Origin of the sequence: Bordetella genomosp. 9 (assembly GCF_002119725.1) — a bacterium.
Taxonomy (GTDB): domain Bacteria; phylum Pseudomonadota; class Gammaproteobacteria; order Burkholderiales; family Burkholderiaceae_B; genus Bordetella_C.
The window spans coordinates 2,983,575-3,003,689 of record NZ_CP021109.1; the positions used below are offsets into that span (position 1 = coordinate 2,983,575).

At 63.5% G+C, this 20,115-nt stretch carries 19 protein-coding genes; 7 read left to right on the forward strand and 12 right to left on the reverse strand.

All coding sequences use genetic code 11. From position 1 onward, the window contains the following. Positions 1 to 5: 5 nt before the first annotated feature. The 4 genes from CAL13_RS21610 to CAL13_RS13695 all read right to left on the reverse strand — a co-directional run bounded on the left by CAL13_RS21610 (position 6) and on the right by CAL13_RS13695 (position 2,832). Entirely contained in the window at positions 6 to 128 is a 123-nt protein-coding gene (locus tag CAL13_RS21610) for a hypothetical protein (protein ID WP_269768170.1), read from the reverse strand. Further along, a complete protein-coding gene (locus CAL13_RS13685) occupies positions 115 to 834 on the reverse strand; it encodes a TerC family protein (RefSeq protein WP_086057887.1) in 720 nt (239 codons plus the stop codon). Before CAL13_RS13685 ends, CAL13_RS21610 begins: the two co-directional genes overlap by 14 nt. Before the next feature lie 113 nt (positions 835 to 947). Beyond that, on the reverse strand, positions 948 to 1,673 hold the full coding sequence (locus CAL13_RS13690) for a TerC family protein (protein ID WP_086072685.1): 726 nt from the start codon (positions 1,671 to 1,673) through the stop codon (positions 948 to 950). Positions 1,674 to 2,211: 538 nt separating this feature from the next. Further along, positions 2,212 to 2,832: a LysE family translocator gene (locus CAL13_RS13695; RefSeq protein WP_086072686.1), complete on the reverse strand. Its 621-nt coding sequence runs from the start codon at positions 2,830 to 2,832 to the stop codon at positions 2,212 to 2,214. 63 nt (positions 2,833 to 2,895) lie between these two features. Between CAL13_RS13695 and CAL13_RS13700 the strand changes: the two genes are divergently transcribed. Then, on the forward strand, positions 2,896 to 3,819 hold the full coding sequence (locus CAL13_RS13700; RefSeq protein ID WP_086072687.1) for a LysR family transcriptional regulator: 924 nt from the start codon (positions 2,896 to 2,898) through the stop codon (positions 3,817 to 3,819). A 115-nt stretch (positions 3,820 to 3,934) separates the two neighbouring features. On the opposite strand, the gene sucD is transcribed toward CAL13_RS13700, so the two are convergent. From sucD to metE, 4 genes are all read right to left on the reverse strand, one after another. After that, positions 3,935 to 4,816 (reverse strand): succinate--CoA ligase subunit alpha, encoded by an 882-nt coding sequence (gene sucD / locus CAL13_RS13705; protein ID WP_086057891.1) that lies wholly within the window; start codon positions 4,814 to 4,816, stop codon positions 3,935 to 3,937. Positions 4,817 to 4,837: 21 nt separating this feature from the next. After that, positions 4,838 to 5,998 (reverse strand): ADP-forming succinate--CoA ligase subunit beta, encoded by a 1,161-nt coding sequence (gene sucC / locus CAL13_RS13710; protein WP_086072688.1) that lies wholly within the window; start codon positions 5,996 to 5,998, stop codon positions 4,838 to 4,840. 10 nt (positions 5,999 to 6,008) lie between these two features. After that, complete coding sequence (locus CAL13_RS13715) at positions 6,009 to 6,605, reverse strand: DUF2889 domain-containing protein (protein WP_086072689.1); 597 nt, start codon at positions 6,603 to 6,605, stop codon at positions 6,009 to 6,011. Between the two features lie 115 nt (positions 6,606 to 6,720). Further along, entirely contained in the window at positions 6,721 to 9,015 is a 2,295-nt protein-coding gene (gene metE, locus CAL13_RS13720; RefSeq protein WP_086072690.1) for a 5-methyltetrahydropteroyltriglutamate--homocysteine S-methyltransferase, read from the reverse strand. A gap of 137 nt (positions 9,016 to 9,152) precedes the next feature. Here metE and CAL13_RS13725 point away from each other — a divergent pair, with 137 nt between their 5' ends. Next, positions 9,153 to 10,115, forward strand: coding sequence for a LysR family transcriptional regulator (locus CAL13_RS13725; RefSeq protein WP_086057895.1), 963 nt, complete (start codon positions 9,153 to 9,155; stop codon positions 10,113 to 10,115). 19 nt (positions 10,116 to 10,134) lie between these two features. Here CAL13_RS13725 and recX read toward each other — a convergent pair whose 3' ends face one another. Both recX and recA read right to left on the reverse strand, forming a co-directional pair. Further along, entirely contained in the window at positions 10,135 to 10,629 is a 495-nt protein-coding gene (recX, locus tag CAL13_RS13730; RefSeq protein WP_086072691.1) for a recombination regulator RecX, read from the reverse strand. Between the two features lie 57 nt (positions 10,630 to 10,686). Continuing rightward, positions 10,687 to 11,745, reverse strand: coding sequence for a recombinase RecA (gene recA, locus CAL13_RS13735; protein WP_086057897.1), 1,059 nt, complete (start codon positions 11,743 to 11,745; stop codon positions 10,687 to 10,689). Positions 11,746 to 11,992: 247 nt separating this feature from the next. On the opposite strand from recA, the gene CAL13_RS13740 reads away from it, so the two are divergent. From CAL13_RS13740 to CAL13_RS13750, 3 genes are all read left to right on the forward strand, one after another. Continuing rightward, the gene (locus tag CAL13_RS13740; protein WP_086057898.1) at positions 11,993 to 12,682 is read left to right on the forward strand and encodes a response regulator; all 690 of its coding nucleotides are present in this window, start codon (positions 11,993 to 11,995) and stop codon (positions 12,680 to 12,682) included. A gap of 115 nt (positions 12,683 to 12,797) precedes the next feature. Further along, the gene (locus CAL13_RS13745; protein WP_086059463.1) at positions 12,798 to 14,174 is read left to right on the forward strand and encodes a sensor histidine kinase; all 1,377 of its coding nucleotides are present in this window, start codon (positions 12,798 to 12,800) and stop codon (positions 14,172 to 14,174) included. A gap of 121 nt (positions 14,175 to 14,295) precedes the next feature. Beyond that, positions 14,296 to 15,984: an MFS transporter gene (locus CAL13_RS13750; protein ID WP_086057899.1), complete on the forward strand. Its 1,689-nt coding sequence runs from the start codon at positions 14,296 to 14,298 to the stop codon at positions 15,982 to 15,984. 346 nt (positions 15,985 to 16,330) lie between these two features. Here CAL13_RS13750 and ligD read toward each other — a convergent pair whose 3' ends face one another. Together ligD and CAL13_RS13760 are read right to left on the reverse strand one after the other, a co-directional pair. Next, entirely contained in the window at positions 16,331 to 17,314 is a 984-nt protein-coding gene (ligD, locus tag CAL13_RS13755; protein WP_086072692.1) for a non-homologous end-joining DNA ligase, read from the reverse strand. A gap of 53 nt (positions 17,315 to 17,367) precedes the next feature. Then, positions 17,368 to 17,586 (reverse strand): hypothetical protein, encoded by a 219-nt coding sequence (locus tag CAL13_RS13760; protein ID WP_198297647.1) that lies wholly within the window; start codon positions 17,584 to 17,586, stop codon positions 17,368 to 17,370. A 165-nt stretch (positions 17,587 to 17,751) separates the two neighbouring features. On the opposite strand from CAL13_RS13760, the gene CAL13_RS13765 reads away from it, so the two are divergent. Next, the gene (locus CAL13_RS13765) at positions 17,752 to 18,651 is read left to right on the forward strand and encodes a recombination-associated protein RdgC (protein WP_086057901.1); all 900 of its coding nucleotides are present in this window, start codon (positions 17,752 to 17,754) and stop codon (positions 18,649 to 18,651) included. A gap of 238 nt (positions 18,652 to 18,889) precedes the next feature. Continuing rightward, positions 18,890 to 20,104, forward strand: a complete 1,215-nt coding sequence (locus tag CAL13_RS13770) for a hypothetical protein (RefSeq protein WP_157664878.1) — start codon at positions 18,890 to 18,892, stop codon at positions 20,102 to 20,104. The last annotated feature ends 11 nt before the right edge of the window (positions 20,105 to 20,115 follow it).

The window sequence follows — 20,115 nt, forward strand, 5'->3', positions numbered from 1 at the left end:
AATGCTCAGGCGAAATGCGCGGCCACGACGGTCACGATGACGCCCAGCACGGCGAGAACGAACAGGCCTTGCAGCAGGCTCAGGCCTGATTCGGATTGCTGGCTTTTGCCGGTTTTACGCAGACTCATTCAGTGATTCCTTGGAGACGACTTTGCGGCTTGCCAGCCACCGTCCCAAGAGAATGACCAGCAGCGCGCCTACGATTTCAGCGCCCAATTTAACCATACCGTGCTGCACGCCGAAGCGTCCCTCGATTACGACGTCGGTCACGATCATGCCGCCGGCAATCCAGCCCAACAGGCCCGCGCCGAACGTGACCACGAGCGGGTAGCGATCGATCAGCTTCAGGACCAGGGTCGAACCCCAAATGATGATGGGCACGCTGACGAGCAGGCCGAAGATGACGAGGCCGATCTGGTGGTCCGCATGGGCATTCTGCGCCGCGCCCGCAATGGCGATGACGTTGTCCAGGCTCATGACGAAGTCTGCCACGATGATCGTCTTGATGGCAGACATGATGGATGAGCCGCCCTGAATCTTGTCGTGGCCGTCGTCCTCCGGCAGCATCAGCTTGACGCCGATCCACAACAGCAGCAGCCCCCCGACGACTTTCAGGAACGGAATGGCGAGCAGGGTGAGCGCGAAAGCGATCAGGACGACGCGCAACAGGATGGCGCCGGCTGTCCCCCAGAGAATGCCCTGCATCCGCTGCTTCGGCGCCAGATTGCGGCAAGCCAAGGCAATGACCACCGCGTTGTCCCCGCCCAGCAGGATATCGATCAGGATGATTTGAAAAACGGCCGCCCAGCTGAGCGTCTGGAAGAATTCGAGCACGACACAACCCCCACAACGTGATTTTGATAAGCCCACGTCGCGCCGGCCGTCCGCGCGATACGGACGGCCGGCGCGACGTCGGCCCTGAAGGGGGATTGTAATTCAGCTTTGCGTCAGATTCCTTCAGGTCGATTAAGATTTTTGTCAGGCGCGCGCCGTGCCAGCAGGATCTTCCCGATGACGAGCACCAGGATTGCCCCGCAGGCCCCTGCCATCATGGCCAGGCTGTGCTGGGTGGTGCCCAGCGCCGTGTCGATGCGCTCAACGGGCTCTTGCAGGGCCGGGTCGCCGACCAGCAGCTCGCCGGCAATGAAGCCCAGCAAGGCGGCGCCGACCCAGACGATGATCGGGAAGCGCTCGATTACCTTGAGCAGCAGCGTGCTGCCGAAAATCACCAGCGGGATGCTGATCGCCAGGCCAACCACCAGCAAGGTCGTATCGCCCATCGCGGCGGCGGCCACCGCCACGACGTTGTCCAGGCTCATCACCAGGTCCGCGATCATGATGGTGCGGATGGCGGAGAGCAGGTTGCCGTGCGACTTGGAGCTGCCGTCGTCCTCGTCTTCCGGCATCAGCAGGGAAACCCCGATATAAACCAGCAGGATGGCGCCGATCAGTTTGAGCCAGGGCAGCAGCAGCAGCTTTGCGGCGACCAGGGTCAGCACGATACGCATGATGATGGCGGCGGCCGAACCGACAACGATCGCTTTTTTCTGCTGAGCGGGGGGCAGCGAACGCGCGGCGAGCGCAATAACCACGGCGTTATCGCCGGAAAGCAGGATATTGACCCAGATGATTTGCAGCAGCGCGAGCCAGAATGCGGCTTGTGTTAATTCCATACTCCTCTTACCTCTATCCCTCAGTGTTTGAAAAGCCGAACCCCGCCCTCACGCGCATTGCCCGCGCCGTTTTTTAGCGTTGGGGAATGTTGAACATTATATAGATGCAAACCCAAAACATTCAGGTTGCTGTCGGATTTCTGTCGGGAGTTTGCGGGTTTTTTGTCAGGTTGGATAGCGGCTGCATGCACCGGCGCTTAATACTTTCGTGACGATTTCAATATCCTGACTGATCGCTGAACATATATGCACATTGATCCAGCCTAAACGGCTCACACAACTGAATAAGCGCTGAATTACAACTGACTGTTATCTGAATATCCGGCGAATTCGATTCTGAATGAATACTGAATTTTTTCTGAATGGAAACTGACTGCTAGCTGGCGGAACGCTGATCGGGCATTCGAAAATACCGCCGGTGAACCTGAGCATTAATCCTGAATATTGACTTGAACCCATAACCGTTACGTCGCGTGAAGCGTCGGGCTTGGGACGGGCTGTGAGTATTCCCGCCACACGTTTCCAACACGGCGCCCCGTCACCGACCTGCCCCGCGCGCGGCCGCGAGCAGGACGCCCAAGCCAACCAGCAGCCCGCCGAACGCGCGGTCTATCAAGTGGCGAAAGGCCAGCAGCCGGTCCCGCAGCGCTCCGGTCGAAAAGCACAGCGCCACCAGACTGAACCAGGCCATATGCGCCATGGAGATGAAAACGCCATAGCCGATCTGCACCGCCAGTGGCGTCTGCGGCCGCACCACCTGCATGAAAAGGCTGACGATGAACACCGTTGTTTTCGGGTTCAGCACATTGGTAAGGAAACCCGTGCGCAGGGCTGCCGCATCGGACAGGGAGGCCGCGGCGCCGTCGGACGCTGAACCCGCGGGCCTGGCCCGCAGCATTTTCACGCCTAGGCAGACCAGGTAGATGGCGCCCGCCACCTTGATGGCGTTGAACAGCCAGAGCGACTGCTGGATCAGCACACCCAGGCCCACGAGGGTGTAGCAGACATGGACGATCACGCCCAGGCCGATACCTAGCGCCGTCAGCACGCCGGCCCTGCGTGACAACCTCAGACTGTTGCGCGTGACCATCGCGAAGTCAGGGCCAGGGCTGATGACAGCCAACAAGGAGATTGTGATGACAGCTATCAGTTCGGTCATGGCGTATCCTGTACAAAAACGGAAACGCCTCATGCTAACGACGCTGGGTCGCGGTGAATAACGATGTTTTCTGACAGGAATGGTGAGTCGGACTCACCGGTATCGGACGTTCGCCTGCCTTCGCTGCTGGCCTTGCGCTGTTTCGAGACCGCCGCCAGGCTGGAAAATTTCAGCCGCGCAGCGGCCGAGCTTCATCTGACCCACGGCGCGGTCAGCCGCGCCGTGCGCCTGCTCGAAGACGAACTTGGCGTGGCGCTGTTCGAGCGGCGCAGCCGGCGCGTGTTCCTCACCGACGCCGGCCGGACCCTGGCGCGGGCGGTCGGCAATGGCATGGACCTCATGCGCCGGGCAGTCGCGGACTTGCGCGCCAGCGCCCGCCAGGGGCGCCGCTGGGTGTTGTCGTGCGAACCGACCCTGCTGATGCGCTGGCTGATTCCGCGCTGGCCGGACTTCCAGGCACGGCATCCGGATATCGACGTGCATCTGGTCGCCGGCGGCGGGCCATTCTCCTTTTCCAGCGGCATCGACCTGGCCATCCGCCGGGACGATTTCGCCTGGCCCGAGCGCTATCACGTCGAACCGTTGTTTGCGGAGAAGGTCGGCCCTGTCTGCCGTCCCGACAAGGCGGCGGTCTGGTTCGCTACGGGGAAGACCGGAACCAAACTGAAAGCGGAGACGCCGCGCCTGCATACCCGTACCCGGCCTGGCGCGTGGCAGGATTGGGCCGCTGCCGCCGGCCAGCCCGCACCCGACACGGCCGGACAGACCTTCGAGCACTTCTATTTGAGCTTGCAAGCGGCAGTAGCCGGCCTGGGCGTGGCCATCGGCCCTTGGCAGCTGGTGCGAGACGATCTCGACAGCGGTGTGCTGACGGCGCCATTGGGCTTCATCGAGGACGGTTCGCGCTACTGCCTCCTGGCCCCGCGCCCCTTGCAGCGAGAGAGTCCGCAGGCGGACTTGCTGGCATGGCTGCGGCAAATGGCATAGCTGGAACCTGGAATACCGGGCGCAGCCATCACCAAAGAAAAACCCGCCACGAGGGCGGGTTCAGGAACCAGGCGGGAGCGGCGTCAGCCGACCCTTCCCGCGGGCACTGGGAAAACTACAGCACCGACTTCAGCAGCTTGCCCATTTCGGACGGGTTGCGGGTCGTCCGGATGCCGCAGGCTTCCATGACTTCCAGCTTGGCGTCCGCCGTGTCCGCGCCGCCCGAGATCAGGGCGCCGGCGTGACCCATGCGCTTCCCGGCAGGCGCCGTGACGCCGGCGATGAAGCCAACCACGGGCTTCTTCATATTGTCCTTGGCCCATTGCGCGGCGTTCACTTCGTCCGGACCGCCGATTTCGCCGATCATGATGACGGCATCGGTGTCGGGATCGTCGTTGAACAGCTTCAGCACGTCGATGTGCTTCAGGCCGTTGATGGGGTCGCCGCCGATACCCACGGCGCTGGACTGACCCAGGCCGAGTTCGGTCACCTGGGCGACCGCTTCATAGGTCAGCGTGCCGGAGCGGCTGACGATGCCGATGCGGCCCTTGCGGTGGATGTGGCCGGGCATGATGCCGATCTTGATTTCATCGGGCGTGATCAGACCGGGGCAGTTCGGGCCCAGCAGCAGCGTCTTGCTGTTCAGGGCCTTCATGCGGCTCTTCACTTCCAGCATGTCGCGCACGGGAATGCCTTCCGTGATGCAGATGGCCAAATCGAGTTCGGCCTCGACCGCTTCCAGGATGGCGGCCGCCGCGCCGGCGGGCGGCACGTAGATCACCGAAACGGTGGCGCCCGTCTGGGCCTTGGCTTCCTTGACGGAAGCGTAGATGGGAATGCCTTCAAAGTCCTCGCCCGCTTTCTTCGGGTTCACGCCCGCCACGAAAGCGGCTTTGCCGTTGGCATAGTCGCGGCACATACGGGTATGGAACTGGCCCGTTTTGCCGGTGATGCCCTGGGTGATGACCTTGGTGTCCTTGTTGATCAGAATCGACATTTATGAATCCTTGGCAAATGCTTACTTGGCGGCGGCAACGACCTGGGTGGCGGCTTCGGCCATCGTGTCGGCGCTGATAATGGGCAAACCGGAATCGGCCAGCATCTTCTTGCCGAGCTCTTCGTTCGTCCCCTTCATGCGGACGACCAGCGGCACGTTCAGGTTGACGGCCTTGCACGCGGTGATCACGCCTTCGGCGATGACGTCGCAGCGCATGATGCCGCCGAAGATGTTGACCAGGATCGCCTTCACGCCCTTGTTCTTGAGCATGATCTTGAAGGCTTCCGTCACTTTCTCGGCGGTGGCGCCGCCGCCGACGTCCAGGAAGTTGGCCGGCTCGCCGCCGAACAGCTTGATGGTGTCCATGGTGGCCATGGCCAGACCGGCGCCGTTCACCAGGCAGCCGATATTGCCGTCAAGCTGGATGTAGGCCAGGTCGAATTTGCTCGCTTCGATTTCCGCCGGATCTTCCTCGTCCAGGTCGCGGTAGGCGACGATTTCCGGATGGCGGAACAGCGCGTTCGAATCGAAGTTGAACTTGGCATCCAGGGCGACGATGTCGCCGGAGCCGGTCAGGATCAGCGGATTGATTTCGGCCAGCGAAGCGTCGGTTTCCCAATAGCACTTGTACAGCTTCTGGAATTCAGCGGCGGCCTTGCCGACGGAGGCTTCCGGAACGCCGATGCCGCGCGCCAGCTGGGCGGCTTCTTCATCGGTCAGGCCCTTGGCGGGATCGACGAAGACCTTCAGGATTTTTTCCGGGTTGTGAGCGGCGACTTCCTCGATCTCCATGCCGCCTTCGCTCGACGCCATGACGCAGACGCGTTGCGTTCCGCGATCGGTCACGATGCCGACATAGTATTCCTTCTTGATGTCGGCGCCTTCCTCGATCAGCAGGCGGCGCACTTTCTGGCCCTGGGGACCGGTCTGGTGCGTGACCAACTGCATGCCCAGGATTTCGCCGGCGAGCTGGCGAACCTCGTCGATGGAGCGGCCCAGCTTGACGCCGCCGCCCTTGCCGCGGCCGCCCGCGTGGATTTGCGCCTTCACGACCCAGACCGGCCCGCCCAGCTTTTCCGCCGCGCTCACGGCTTCGTCGACGGTGAAGGCGGGAATACCGCGGGGCACGGTCACGCCAAATTTCTTCAGCAGTTCCTTGCCTTGATACTCGTGGATTTTCATGTGTTACCTGTCAGGTCGTATGAGAAAAAAGAGAAGAATCGGATGCGGCATCGCCGGCGGAGGCATCGCCGGCATACCACTTGGGGTAGTACTTGAGGACCACGGGCCCCTCGGTACTGAGCGCATGGCAGCCGTCCAGCTGGAACGGCCGCTTGCCGGCATCGGGTGTTTCCCGGCGCCGGCTGGCCATGCTCTGGATGGCGGCCGTGGGCAGCACCTGCGACAGCTCCGTCATGTGGGTACAGCCCGCGACGCGGGCGAAACGGGCCTTGACCTGTTGACGAAAACCTTTCACCAGGTTCATGCCAACCAGGTCCTGGTAGGCGCTTTCGATGCTGGTGCAGTGCTCGCCATAGGGCGCCGCATCATAGACGGCCTGCGCGGCCACGATGGTGTAGTCGCCATCGATGGTGATGCGCAGGTGCATATGATGTATGGGGTCGCCGGCCCGCATGATTTCGCCCGCATGCTTGACGAAGTCATAGGGCTTGACATCGATGAGTTCGGCCTCGATGTCCCACAAACCGTCGTCGCGCGCATAGCCTTGCACGCGAATCGAGCGCGTGTGCAGCGGTTTGCGGGGAACTTGCGGCGGGGGCAAAGGCATTGCTATCCAAGGTTGCTGCAAGGCAACAAAACCTTCAAAGTATAGCGCACGGCGTCCGCCGAAAAAAACGGGGCCGGCCCCCCTCGTGGAGCCGGCCCCGGATTCATGGGCCGTTTCAGACGGCGGTGCGAAGCTGCCGTGCCGCATCCACCATGGCGACGAGCGCGGCCTCCGTCTCCGGCCAGGCCCGCGTCTTCAAGCCGCAGTCGGGATTCACCCACAGGCGCTCCCGCGGCAGCCGGCCTGCTGCCCTGCGCATCAGCTGAACCATCCAATCGACGTCCGGCACGTTTGGCGAATGGATGTCGTAGACCCCCGGCCCGATATCGTTGGGATAACGGAAGTCTTCGAAGGCCTTGAGCAATTCCATATTGGAACGAGATGTCTCGATGGTGATGACGTCCGCATCCATGGCCGCGATCGATTCGATGATGTCGTTGAACTCCGCATAGCACATATGGGTGTGGATCTGCGTGTCCTCGCCCACGCCGCTGGTGCACAACCGGAAGCAGTCGACCGCCCATTCCAGATAGGCGCCCCAATCGGCCCGCCGCAACGGCAGGCCTTCCCGGATGGCGGGCTCGTCGATCTGGATAACCCGGATACCGGCCTTTTCCAGGTCCACGACCTCGTCGCGCAGCGCCAGCGCCAGCTGCCGGCACGTTTGTTCGCGCGGCTGGTCATCGCGCACGAAGGACCATTGCAGAATCGTGACCGGTCCGGTCAGCATGCCTTTTACCGGCTTGTCCGTCAGCGACTGTGCGTAGGAAGACCACCCTACCGTCATGGGAGCGGGCCGGGCGACGTCGCCAAAAATAACGGGCGGCTTCACGCAGCGCGAGCCATAGCTTTGCACCCATCCGTTCCGGGTAAAGGCAAAACCGGCCAGCAGTTCACCGAAATACTCGACCATGTCGTTGCGTTCGGGCTCGCCATGCACCAGCACGTCCAGCCCGATCTTTTCCTGAAATCGGATGACGGCCTCGATTTCTTTCCGGATGGCAGCTTCATACGCGGCATCGCTGATGGCGCCGGCCTTCCAGTCGCGCCGGAGCGCGCGGATTTCCGCGGTTTGTGGGAAGGATCCGATGGTCGTGGTCGGGAAGTGGGGCAAGCGCAGGGCCTGCTGCTGACGTTCGATGCGCTGGGCAAACGGAGCGCGGGAACGCGAAATTTCGGCGCAGGCCGCCATCCGTTTCGCCACCATGGGATTGTGGATACGAGGCGACTGGGCGCGGCTGGCCAGCGCCGCGCGCTGCTCGCGCAAGGCCTCCTGATCCGCGGCGGACGCCGTGCCGTCCAGCGTCCGCGCGAGCACGCGGACTTCGTCCAGCTTCTGCACGGCGAAAGACAGCCAGCTCTTGAGCTCTGCATCCAGCTCGGTCTCGAAGGCCAGATCCACCGGGACATGCAGCAACGAGCACGAGGGCGCAATCCACAAGCGCTCGCCCAGCGCCTGCTTGGCCGGGGCCAGGGCCCGCAGGGCGGCGTCCAGGTCGCCGCGCCAGATATTGCGGCCGTTGACGATGCCGGCCGAAAGCACTTTGTCTGGACCGATCGCCTGCAGGACGGCAGGCAGCTGGTCGGGCGCGCGCACGAGGTCAACATGCAGCCCAGCCACGGGCAGCGAAGCCGCGGTGGACAAATTGTCCTGCAGGCCGTCGAAGTACGTGGCGACCATCACCTTGACGGCGCCGGCGCTCAGCCGATGGTAGGTCTTGGCATAGGCGTCACGCCAAGCCGCGGGCAAATCCAGGGCCAGGATGGGCTCATCGATCTGCACCCACTCGACGCCCAGCGCCGCAATCCGCCGCAGCACCTCCAGATACACGGGCAGCAAACCTTCCAACAGCGTCAGCTTGGCCGGGTCGCCCGCCCCCGTATAGGCGTCGCCCTTGCCAAGCCACAGCCAGGTCAGCGGGCCCGGTATGACCGGCTTGACGCGATGACCGAGTTTCGTCGCTTCCTCGATCTGGTCGAACAGCGCCTCGCGCGAGATACGAAAGCGCTGGGACGGCGTCAGCTCGGGGACGATGTAGTGATAGTTGGTATCGAACCACTTGGTCATCTCGCAAGCGGCAGCCGGGGTGCCGGTCGGGGCCCGGCCCCGCGCCATGCGAAACAGCGTATCCAACCCGACCGCCTGATCGGCCGGCTGGCCGAAGCGGGCGGGAACGGCGCCCAGCAAGGTCGTCCATTCCAGCACGTGGTCGTACCAGGCGAAGTCGCCGACGGGAAGCAGGTCCAACCCGGCGTCGGCCTGGATTTTCCAGTGCCGCGCGCGCAGCTCGCGTCCGACGGTTTCCAGCTCGCCCAGCGAGGACTTGCCGGCCCAATACGCTTCCAGCGCCCGTTTCAGTTCGCGCTGCGCCCCGATCCGCGGGAAACCGAGATTATGAATAGTCGTCATGGAATCCAGGAATTAAACGAAGATTTCTCAAGCTTGGCATTCTGCGCGCGTTTCTTGTTGAGTCAAAATCAATGTTTGCATCGATTTCATGAACAACGCTCATATAATGCGAGCGATATCCAGAGAACCGTGACGCCATGCTCGAAATCCGCCACCTTGAAACCCTCGCCGCCATCCGGGATGGCGGGAGCCTGCAGGAAGCGGCGGAGCGGCTGCATTTGACGCAGTCCGCGCTGTCGCACCAACTGCGCGAGCTGGAGGCCCGATTGGGGACACCGCTGCTCAACCGGCGCACCCGTCCCGCCCGGCTCACCACGGCTGGTTTGCGCGTGCTGGCGCTGGCCGATGAAGTACTGCCCCGGCTGCGGGCGACCGAACGGGAATTGCAGCGCCTGGCTGCGGGTCGAACCGGCCGGCTGCACCTGGCGATCGAATGCCACTCCTGCTTTCAATGGCTGATGCCCGCGTTGGACGCTTTCCGTGCGCAATGGCCGGAGGTGGCGCTGGACCTGTCCGCGGCCTTTTCCTTTGCGCCCTTCCCCGCGCTGCTGCGCGGCGATCTGGATCTGGTGATCACATCGGATCCGCAGAACCTGGAAGCAATAGAGTATGTGCCCCTGTTCGGGTATGAACTCGTGCTGGCCGTCGCGGAATCCCATCCCTTCGCGACGCAGCGCTACATTCGTGCGGAGCAGCTGGAAGACCAGACGCTTATTACCTATCCAGTGGACCGGCAGCGGCTGGATGTGTTCACGGCGTTTCTCGATCCCGCGGACGTCGAACCCGCCGCGGTGCGCAAGGCCGAATTGACGCCGATCATTGCCCAGCTGGTCGCCAGCAATCGTGGCGTGGCCGCTTTGCCCAACTGGGCGCTTACCGAGTATCTGGGACAAGGCTGGCTGAAGGTCTGCCGCCTGGGGCCGCAAGGCGTTTGGCGCACCCTATACGCCGCCATCCGCCAGGAGGATGCCGACGCACCCTTCATCAAGGATTTTTTGAGCATTGCCCGCGATGTGAGCTTCCGCACTTTGTCGGGGATCAAGTCCGCCGCTTCGCAGTCCGCTGCCACATCAAGGACCGAGGCCAGGCAAACCCACTGAGATCCAGCTTCGCGTTGGGTCAGTCTTCCCGTTCGTCGCCCAGGACGCGGCGTATGATGTCGTGGGCAAAGCCACGGCCCGCCAGAAACCGCGCTTGCTTGGCATATGCGGCACGATCGGCGGGGCGTTCCGCAAAGCGCTTCGCCCATACCGCCCAGGCGCGCTCGTATTCGGTCGCTCGCAAGCTTTCACGCAGCTCGCCGATCTGCGCTTCGTCCACGCCATGCTGACGCAACTCCTGAACGATGCGTGCCGCGCCTTGCTTTTCCGCGCGGCGATGGACCAGGCTTTCGGCAAAACGACGAGTGGAGAGCCACCCTTCCCGCTCCAGGTCGTCCAGCATGCGCTCAATAGCGGACGGGTCCTCGGTATAGCGAGCCAGCTTGCGCGCCAACTCGGACCGGGCGTATTCGCGGCGCGATAGAAAACCGACGGCGCGAGCCTTCAAGGAAGGCCCGCGCCGTTCATCGCGGTTCACCGCAGAATCCATGTCCGGATCCGTCGTGGCGCCCATGGCGGATCTGTCGTCCCTGCGGTCGGCCACGTCTTCGCCCCGGCTTGCCGCTTATCGTCAGTCTTCTTCCGCTTCGCTGGCGGCGAAGGTGATGGCGCGGCTGACGATGCCCTGGTTCTCGCGAATACGGTTTTCGATTTCCAGGGCGATTTCCTTGTGTTCCTTCAGGTATTCGCGGACGTTGTCCTTGCCCTGACCGATGCGCTCGCCGTTGTAGCTGTACCAGGCGCCGGCCTTGTCCACGATGCCGGCCTGCACCCCAAGGTCGATGATCTCGCCTTCCCGCGAAATGCCGCTGCCGTACATGATGTCGAACTCGGCCTGCTTGAAGGGCGGCGAAACCTTGTTCTTGACCACCTTGACGCGGGTTTCGTTGCCGATGACTTCCTCGCCCTTCTTGATCGAACCGATGCGGCGGATGTCCAGGCGCACCGACGAATAGAACTTGAGCGCGTTGCCGCCGGTGGTGGTTTCGGGGTTGCCGAACATGACACCGATCTTCATCCGGATCTGGTTGATGAAGATGACCATGCAATTGGTGCGCTTGATGGTGGCCGTGAGCTTGCGCAAGGCCTGGCTCATCAGACGGGCCTGCAGGCCAGGAAGCGAGTCGCCCATTTCGCCTTCGATTTCCGCCTTGGGCACCAGCGCCGCCACGGAGTCGATGACGATCAGGTCCACCGAGCCGGAACGAACCAGCGCGTCGGTGATCTCCAAGGCCTGCTCCCCCGTATCCGGCTGCGAAATGAGCAGGTCGGTCAGGTTCACGCCAAGCTTGGCCGCATACTGGACGTCCAGCGCGTGCTCCGCGTCGACGAAGGCGCAGGTGCCGCCCAGCTTTTGCATTTCGGCGATGACCTGCAGGGTGAGCGTGGTCTTGCCCGAAGATTCCGGCCCGTAGATTTCGATGACGCGGCCGCGCGGCAAGCCCCCTACGCCAAGGGCGATATCCAGCCCGAGCGACCCGGTGGAAACCACCTGGATGTCGTGCTCGACCTCGTTGTCGCCGTACCGCATGATCGAACCCTTGCCGAACTGCTTTTCGATCTGCGATAGCGCCGCGGCGAGCGCCTTGGCTTTTTCCGCGGCGGCTGCCTTGGTGGTTTTGTCGTCCATGAAATGTCCTGTCTAGCGTTTGTCTAGCGATGGGTTCGGCGGATTATGGCACCCAATCATACTGTACGTATAAACAGTATGACAATATCTTCCGCGTTATCCCGTGTGGGCAAGGGATGGCGCCAATGGCAGAATCGAACGGAGGAGGAGGAGACCGCCGGCCGACAAAAACCAGGACCGCCGGAGGGCGGCCGAAAAGGGGCCGCCCGCTGTGCTCCGTGCCATAACGATTCGAGGAGCCTGCCCAATGCGCATCCTGATTGCGGAAGACGACAGCATCCTGGTGGATGGATTGTCCCGGTCCCTGCGGCATAACGGCTATGCCGTCGATGCCGTCCGCGACGGCATGGCCGCGGACCTGGCCCTGACCGCGCAGGCTTTCGACCTGCTGATTCTGGACCTGGGCCTTCCCCAACTGACGGGCCTGGAAGTCCTGCGCCGCCTGCGCGCGCGCAACGCCCGCTTGCCTGTGCTCATTCTAACCGCCGCCGACAGCATCGAGCAGCGCGTCAAGGGACTGGATCTGGGAGCTGACGATTACATGGCCAAGCCTTTCGCGCTGTCCGAACTGGAAGCGCGCGTCCGGGCCTTGACGCGCAGGGGCGCGGCGGGCGGTGCCAGCCTGATCCGGCATGGACGCCTGGTCTTTGACCAGGCCGGGCGGGTGGCGTCGGTGGAGGAGCAGCCGCTGGACCTGTCGGCGCGCGAAATCAGCATCCTGGAGATCCTGCTGATGCGCACCGGGCGCATGGTCAGCAAGACGCAGCTGGTGGATCACCTGTGCGAGTGGGGCGAGGAAGTCAGCACCAACGCGATCGAAGTCTATGTCCACAGGCTGCGCAAGAAGCTGGAGCCGACGGGCGTCAGGATCATGACCGTGCGAGGCCTGGGGTACTGCCTGGAACGGGATCATGGCGCGGGCGAGCTGGCGAACTGAGCGCACGCGGACGTCGCCGCTGAACCAGGAAGCGCTCGAAATCCTCCGCACCGGCGCAACCGGCCCCACCTTCGCGCCGCCGCGGCGATCGCTGCTGGGCGAAATCCTGGACTGGATGCTGGCGCCCCTGTTCCTGCTGTGGCCGATGAGCGTTGCCATCACCTACGTGGTTGCGCAGAACATTGCGGATGTCCCTTACGACCGTGCGCTCGCTTCCCATTTGCGGATCCTTGCCAGCCAGATCCATGTCGTGGACGGCAGGGCCATGCTCGAAATGACCGAACCGGTGCGCCGGGTGCTTCGCACCGGCGAAACGGACAACGTCTTCTGGCTCGTTCTGGATGGTCACGGCAGATACCTGGGCGGAGACCGCGAACTGCCCGTGCCGAAAGGCGTCGACGTCACGGCGCCCGGCGCGACCCGCTACGAGGACGCGATGCTGCGCGGCTTTTCGATCCGGCTGGCCTATACGCGCGTGGCCGCCGGCCCCCCCGGCGCCGCGCCCGCCATCGCCATCGTGGCGGAAACCGCCGAGCGCCGGTCCCAGTTGGCCAACGACATCATCAAGGGCGTCATCATCCCGCAGTTCGTGGTGCTGCCCATCGCGGTTCTGCTGGTCTGGTTCGGCCTCTCGCGCGGCGTGGCGCCCTTGCGCGCCCTGCAGCAGCGTCTGCGCGCGCGGCGCCCCGACGACCTGTCGCCCATCGACGAGCGCGCCGCGCCTGCGGAGATCGCGCCGCTCGTCCTTGCCATCAACGAATTGCTGGAGCGGCTTTCGGCCACCGTGCACACGCAGCGGCGTTTCGTGGCCGACGCGGCGCACCAGTTGAAAACGCCCCTGGCGGGGCTGCGCACGCAAGCCGAGCTGGCGCTGCGCGATGCCAGCCCGGACGAAATGCAGGCCAGCCTGCGCCAACTCGTGGCGGGGTCGGAGCGCGCCACCCGGCTCGTCAATCAGTTGCTGCTTCTGGCGCGCGCGGAAAACCCCGCGACCGTGGGCATGACGCCGCTGGACCTGAACCAGCTCGCCCGGGAACAAACGACCCAATGGGCGCCCCAGGCGCTGTCCATGGGTACGGACCTGGGGTTCGAAGAGGCCCACCGGCCCGTCACCATCGCAGGCAACGCCATCCTTCTGGCGGAACTGCTCAACAACCTGATCGATAACGCCTTGCGCTATACGCCACGCGGGGGCCGTGTCACCGTGCGGGTATCGGGACAGCCCGACGCGGCGCTGCTCGAAGTCGAGGACTCGGGGCCGGGGATTCCCGCCCAGGAAAGGGAAAGGGTATTCGACCGGTTCTATCGGGTCTTGGGGGCCCAGGCCGAGGGCAGCGGCCTGGGCCTGGCCATCGTCCGCGAGATCGCGCAAAAGCACGGCGCCCTGGTCACCCTGGCGGACAACCCTTCGCCGGGCTGCCCGCTGCAAGGCCTGAAAATCACCGTGCGCTTTTCATCGAATTTACCAAAAGATACAAAAGCGTTGGAATAGTTCAGCGGAACGTCAGACCCTCGTCAGTCTTCTTGCCTACCGTTGCGCTCAGCTCGCCCGCATGCTGGGGAGTGGCATACCGAGCACGGCGGATCACCGCCGGCCAGATCGAGGAGACATCATGAGCACAGCATCCATGCCGCGCCCGGGCGCCGTCACGTCGCCCGCACCCATGACCCGCAATGAACGCAAGGTGATATTCGCGTCATCGCTGGGCACCGTTTTCGAATGGTATGACTTTTATCTCTACGGCTCCCTGGCGCCGATCATCGCCCTGCACTTCTTCTCCGGCGTGAATCCCACGGCGGGCTTCATTTTCGCGCTGCTCGCGTTCGCCGCCGGCTTCGCGGTACGGCCCTTCGGCGCGCTGGTCTTCGGCCGCCTCGGCGACCTGGTGGGACGCAAGTACACTTTCCTGGTCACCATCGTCATCATGGGCCTGTCGACCTTTCTGGTCGGTGTCCTTCCCACGTACAGCTCCATCGGCATTGCTGCGCCGGCATTGCTGATCATCCTGCGCCTGCTGCAGGGTCTGGCGCTGGGCGGGGAATATGGCGGCGCGGCCACCTATGTGGCGGAGCACGCCCCCATGGGCCGGCGCGGCTTCTACACGAGCTGGATCCAAACCACAGCCACACTGGGCCTTTTCCTGTCCCTGCTGGTGATCCTGGGCGTTCGCAGCTATTCCGGCGAGGCGGACTTCCGCGATGCCTGGGGCTGGTGGCGCGCGCCCTTCCTGCTTTCCTTCGTTCTGTTGGCCATCTCCGTCTGGATCCGGCTCCAGCTGAGCGAATCGCCGACCTTCCAGCGCATGAAGGAAGAAGGCAAGGGCTCCAAGGCGCCGATCAGCGAATCGTTCGGGCAATGGAAGAACCTGAAAATCGTCATCCTGGCGCTGCTGGGCCTGACGGCGGGACAGGCGGTGGTGTGGTACACCGGCCAGTTCTACGCGCTGTTCTTCCTGACCCAGACGCTGAAGGTCGATGCCAATACCGCCAACATCATGATCGCGTTGGCGCTGCTGATCGGCACACCCTTCTTCGTCATCTTCGGCGCACTGTCGGACCGCATCGGCCGCAAGCCCATCATCATGGCGGGTTGCTTGATTGCGGCGGTCACGTATTTCCCCATCTTTCAAGGCCTGACGCATTTCGCCAATCCGGCACTGGAGCGCGCGCAAGCGACGGCGCCCGTCACGGTCATCGCGGACCCGGCCACCTGCTCGTTCCAGTTCAATCCGGTGGGGACGTCCGCGTTCACCAGCAGTTGCGACGTCATCAAATCGTTCCTGGCGCGCAATTCGGTGAACTATCAGAACGAGGCGGCGCCGGCGGGTTCGGTGGCCAAAGTGCGCATCGGCACGGATGAATTCACGTCCTTCGAAGGCAAGGCCCTGCCGCCGGCGGAATTCAAGACGCGTTCGGCCGAGCTGGACAAGGCGCTGACCAGCGCCATCCGCACCCACGGCTATCCCGCCAAGGCGGATCCGGCGCAATCCAACAACGTTATGGTCGTCGTCCTGCTGACCATCCTGGTCATCTACGTGACCATGGTGTACGGCCCCATCGCCGCCATGCTCGTGGAGATGTTCCCCACCCGTATCCGCTACACCTCCATGAGCCTGCCTTATCACATCGGCAACGGCTGGTTCGGCGGGTTCCTGCCGCCGCTGGCCTTCGCGATCGTCGCGGCAACCGGAAACATCTATGACGGCCTGTGGTATCCCATCATCATCGCGGTCATGACGCTGGTCATCGGCACGCTTTTCATCCGGGAAACCAAGGATGTCGACCTGAACAAGGATTACTGACCGTCCCCTGCCGGCCGGGACGCTGCACCCGGCTGGCCTTTCATAAAGCTCCCTCGCGGGGGCTTTTTTTTCAGGACGCTGTCAGAGCGGGGGGAATAGACTGGGCGCTCAGATCACGACCTTGCGCACGATTGCCGGACGATCGATCCCCCTGTCCGGGAATTGCATGGCCGCATTCTGACACCGGTGCCGCGCTCCCCGCGAGCCTTAAACAGCGCGACATCGTGTGCTCCCGTACCGGCCCGACCTCCACAGTCGGGCCTTTTTTTTCGCCGCGAAGGGCGGGCGCAGTCGCGCGGCCCCGCGCCGGCGGACGGCAGCCGCCGAAGCCTGGAGGACCCGCGCGTCAATCCGCCGGGTACTTCGCGCGCATGGCGGCCGTCAGCGTGCTCCGCGCCGCTTCGTAATCGGCCCAGGGATCGGTACCCTGCTTGGCGCGCTTGGCGATTTCGTCCATCGCGTTGCAGACGTTGAAGGCATCGCCACGCGGGTCCGTCTCCTCATCGAGACACGCCCAGTCGACCGGCATGGACACCGGCGCGCCAGCCCTCGCCCGCGCGGAGAACGCCGCGATGGCGGTCGCCCCATCGCTGTTGCGCAGATAATCGACGAAGATGTGGCCGGCGCGTTTGGCCTTGGACATATTGGCCACGAAAAGATCTGGCTGCATCGCTTCCAGATGCTGGGCAACGCCCTTGCAGAACAGCCGGGCGCGATCCCAATCCACCGCGCCGCGCAGCGGCACGACCACGTGCAGCCCTTTGCCGCCGGTGGTCTTCAGAAAGGGCCGCAGTCCAACATCCATCAGCAGCTCGCGCACCAGGCGGGTGGCATCCGCCACCTGCCGCCACGGGATGTCGGGGTCCGGATCCAGATCCAGCGTGAGCCGGTCAGGCTTGTCCGACCGCGGCGACTTCGCGCCCCAGGTGTGGAACTCGATGACGCCGCGCTGGACCAGCGCGATCACGCCTTCCATGGCGCGGATGACCACCATGCCATCGTCGATATCGATGCCGGCAGGCACGTGTTCGCCCAGGTGCTTCTGAAAAAAACACTCGCCGGTCGCGCCATCCGGACAGCGCAACAGCGCGACGCGGCGATCTTTGAGATGTGGCAGGAGCCAATCGGATACCGACTCGTAATAGCGAGCCAGTTCCAGTTTGGTCAGCGCCGGCTTCTCATACAGCCGGCGGTCGGGGTGTGAAATTTCGATGCCGAGCACCTGCGCTGGCTCGGCTGCGGCGGACTTCGCGGCTGGGGTTGCAGAAGCCCCCGGCTTGCGCCCGGCTCGCGGCGCTGCGGCAGTCGTGGTCGATCCGGTTCGTGGCATCGGCGCCTCCTGTCTTGATTACGGCTGCGCCGCAAGAACCGATCCGCACCCGATCAACGGCGCATGCCGACGCCGATGGCGACAACGCCGACCACGATCGCTGCGATACCGGCCCACTGCGGAATCGGCACCGACTTCGTCGTTTCAGCCGTCGCCTTGACAGAGCCGATCTGAAACAGGGTGTCCTCCGATTTGTAGCTGAAGCCCTGGTAGACCAGCGCGACCACGCCCAGAACGATCAACAGCGCGCCGACGAAAGAGATGGGTTTCATTTCATACGTCTCCGTGGTTCCTACTGTTCATGTGCCAACCGCTTTCCTCTGATGCGGCGGACGATACCTTAGCCGAAGAAAGGCTGTCCGTGACAGAACGTGTCATCGTCGCAGGCCGGCGGGTGGCCGCGGGTCGTATAGAATCCCCGCTTTTGCCCGACGCTCATGTGGTTCAAGAATCTCAAGATTTACCGCCTTTCCCCGTCCTGGTCCATGCAGGCCGAGGCGCTGGAAGAAGCGCTGGCCAAGCATGCCTACCAAGGTGCCAACAACCTGGAAATGCAGACGCTGGGCTGGATCCCGACGCGCGAAAACGGCGGATTGGTCCACACCGTCAACGGCCAGATGCTGCTCACGTTGCGCGCAGAGAAGAAGCTGCTCCCCGCCACCGTCGTGAATCAGGTTGCCAAGGCGCGCGCGCAGGAAGTCGAGGAGCAGCAGGGATATAAGCCCGGCCGCAAGCAGATGAAGGAAATCAAGGAGCGCGTCACCGACGAACTGCTTCCCAAGGCTTTCAGCATCTACCGCGATACGCGGGTGTGGATCGATCCGGAAAACCGCTGGCTGGTGGTCGATGCCGCCGCAGCCGCCAAGGCCGACGAGGTCCTGGGACTGCTCGCAAAATCGGTGGATCCGTTCCCGCTGGAAAGCCTGTACGTCGCGCAGTCGCCGGCCGCCGCGATGACGGGCTGGCTTGCCGCGGACGAAGCGCCGGCGAATTTCAGCATCGACCAGGACACCGAGCTGCGCGCGTCCGGCGAAAGCCGCGCCGCGATCCGCTACGTCAAGCACGCCATCGACGCCGACGACGTGCGGCGCCACATTCAATCCGGCAAGCAGTGCACCCGCCTGGCAATGACCTGGGCCGACCGCATTTCTTTCGTGCTGACAGAATCTCTCGACATCAAGCGTATCGCGCCCCTGGACGTGCTGAAGGAAAACAGCGACAGCATGGCCCAAAACGACGACGAAAAGTTCGACGGCGATATGGCTTTGATGACCGGCGAGCTGGCCAAATTGATGGCCGACATGGTGGATGCGCTGGGCGGCGAAAAGCGGGACTAGCGTCCGCGCGATGTAGCTCCGGGCTCGTTCTGTTCATCGCGAGCATGGAAGGCCAATTCCTACGGCCCCATCATGGATAACTGAAGGCGTAAAGGGGCAGCGGGCGGGCAAGATCGGAACTCCCGCCATCCTGGCGATATGTATTCCCAGGAGCCCTTCGCGGGGGGCCAGGCACCAAATGCATAACGAATCGCTTCCACCGGCTGATTCGTTTTACGTTTGATGAAGGCTTCCCACTGTGACTGTAACTGCCACCAACCCCTCGCTCGTCGCGTCGCTTTACGCATCGGCTGCTTCGGCCGAGACAACAAAAACCTCCGAGCCGCCTGTGCCGTCCCCAGCCCTCCGGAAAACGCTGGAGATCGCAGCGGCGCATTCCTGCGTCTCGCTCCAGTTGCTCACCGAGCTGGCACCGGAGTTCGGCCCGGATGAATTGCGCGACGCCATTGCCGATGGCATTGGAGAAAAATGGCTCGAGGGTGACGCCGGGTCATTCGCCTGCACCGAAGACGGACGCCGGCTCCTGGGCGACGGAGCAATTGAGCAAAGTCGTCATGAGCTTGAGCCCCACGAGCTTGAGCCCCACGAGCCGGACGCCGGCCCCGACGGCGCCCCGCCCGATCCGCCATACCGTCAGCAAAACCACCAAGCGCGGCCCGCTACGGCATCGGCGATCGCGGGGGCGGAAACATTCGCCGGCCGGAACCATGGGACGAAAATCCGCGATTTCGTCCGTGCCGCGCTGTCCCATGACGTGGCTTCCGCGATGAGCTCGACATTCGTATGGAACGTTCGCCGCCTGGACGCCAATCTTGGCAACCTTATCGCAGGCCTCGTCAAGCTCGACCGCGCCCGTTCTCCGGCGGAGAAACGCGCCGGCCGGCCGGGCGCCAAGGTGAGCGGATCAACGAAAAAGCCCGCCTACCTTCTGCAGAAAGCGCTTGCGCGGTTCCGGCGTCATATGGGGTTCAAAGCCGAGGCGTTTGACCGGGCATCGATCGCCAGGTTTCCGATCAGCCAATCGGTCGCGAATGATCGGAAACTGGTGAGCGGCTGCTGGTCCCAATGCGCGCAGCTTGACGCCGGCCCCGACTCCTATTCCGGTTCCCCGCCTCACTTCGAAGTCCTGGGGCCCCCGCGTCCTCTTGCTTTGTACCAGCCTTTGCTCAGCGCCCGATTGGAAAACATGGATGACGCGAAGCTGCGGGCAGTGGTTGCGGGGGCAACGGCGGAACTGGACCGGCTTGCAAAGCACGCGGAAAAACGCGCAGACTTCTACCGCCTTGGCATGCCTCAACAACTGGATGACTACGCCCAATTGCTCAGGATCCTGCGCTACTCGGCAATCGAGCAGATTGGCGACAGGACCATGCTGTCGCGCCTGCAGAGTGATCCTGACAGCGGCAATGCGTCGCCTGAAACCGGCAGACGTGTGACGTTCCAGCCGCAGTAGTCCGCGGTTGT

Excerpts from the sequence above, each read along its gene's own strand:
- CAL13_RS13765 (WP_086057901.1), top strand. The coding sequence starts at position 17,752 with ATGTGGTTCAAGAATCTCAAGATTTACCGCCTTTCCCCGTCCTGGTCC.
- CAL13_RS21610 (WP_269768170.1), bottom strand. The coding sequence starts at position 128 with ATGAGTCTGCGTAAAACCGGCAAAAGCCAGCAATCCGAATCAGGCCTG.
- CAL13_RS13695 (WP_086072686.1), bottom strand. The coding sequence starts at position 2,832 with ATGACCGAACTGATAGCTGTCATCACAATCTCCTTGTTGGCTGTCATC.
- CAL13_RS13740 (WP_086057898.1), top strand. The coding sequence starts at position 11,993 with ATGCGCATCCTGATTGCGGAAGACGACAGCATCCTGGTGGATGGATTG.
- CAL13_RS13700 (WP_086072687.1), top strand. The coding sequence starts at position 2,896 with ATGTTTTCTGACAGGAATGGTGAGTCGGACTCACCGGTATCGGACGTT.
- CAL13_RS13760 (WP_198297647.1), bottom strand. The coding sequence starts at position 17,586 with ATGAAACCCATCTCTTTCGTCGGCGCGCTGTTGATCGTTCTGGGCGTG.
- sucD (WP_086057891.1), bottom strand. The coding sequence starts at position 4,816 with ATGTCGATTCTGATCAACAAGGACACCAAGGTCATCACCCAGGGCATC.
- CAL13_RS13715 (WP_086072689.1), bottom strand. The coding sequence starts at position 6,605 with ATGCCTTTGCCCCCGCCGCAAGTTCCCCGCAAACCGCTGCACACGCGC.
- metE (WP_086072690.1), bottom strand. The coding sequence starts at position 9,015 with ATGACGACTATTCATAATCTCGGTTTCCCGCGGATCGGGGCGCAGCGC.
- recA (WP_086057897.1), bottom strand. The coding sequence starts at position 11,745 with ATGGACGACAAAACCACCAAGGCAGCCGCCGCGGAAAAAGCCAAGGCG.
- CAL13_RS13690 (WP_086072685.1), bottom strand. The coding sequence starts at position 1,673 with ATGGAATTAACACAAGCCGCATTCTGGCTCGCGCTGCTGCAAATCATC.
- sucC (WP_086072688.1), bottom strand. The coding sequence starts at position 5,998 with ATGAAAATCCACGAGTATCAAGGCAAGGAACTGCTGAAGAAATTTGGC.
- recX (WP_086072691.1), bottom strand. The coding sequence starts at position 10,629 with ATGGGCGCCACGACGGATCCGGACATGGATTCTGCGGTGAACCGCGAT.
- CAL13_RS13745 (WP_086059463.1), top strand. The coding sequence starts at position 12,798 with ATGCTGGCGCCCCTGTTCCTGCTGTGGCCGATGAGCGTTGCCATCACC.
- CAL13_RS13725 (WP_086057895.1), top strand. The coding sequence starts at position 9,153 with ATGCTCGAAATCCGCCACCTTGAAACCCTCGCCGCCATCCGGGATGGC.
- CAL13_RS13750 (WP_086057899.1), top strand. The coding sequence starts at position 14,296 with ATGAGCACAGCATCCATGCCGCGCCCGGGCGCCGTCACGTCGCCCGCA.
- ligD (WP_086072692.1), bottom strand. The coding sequence starts at position 17,314 with ATGCCACGAACCGGATCGACCACGACTGCCGCAGCGCCGCGAGCCGGG.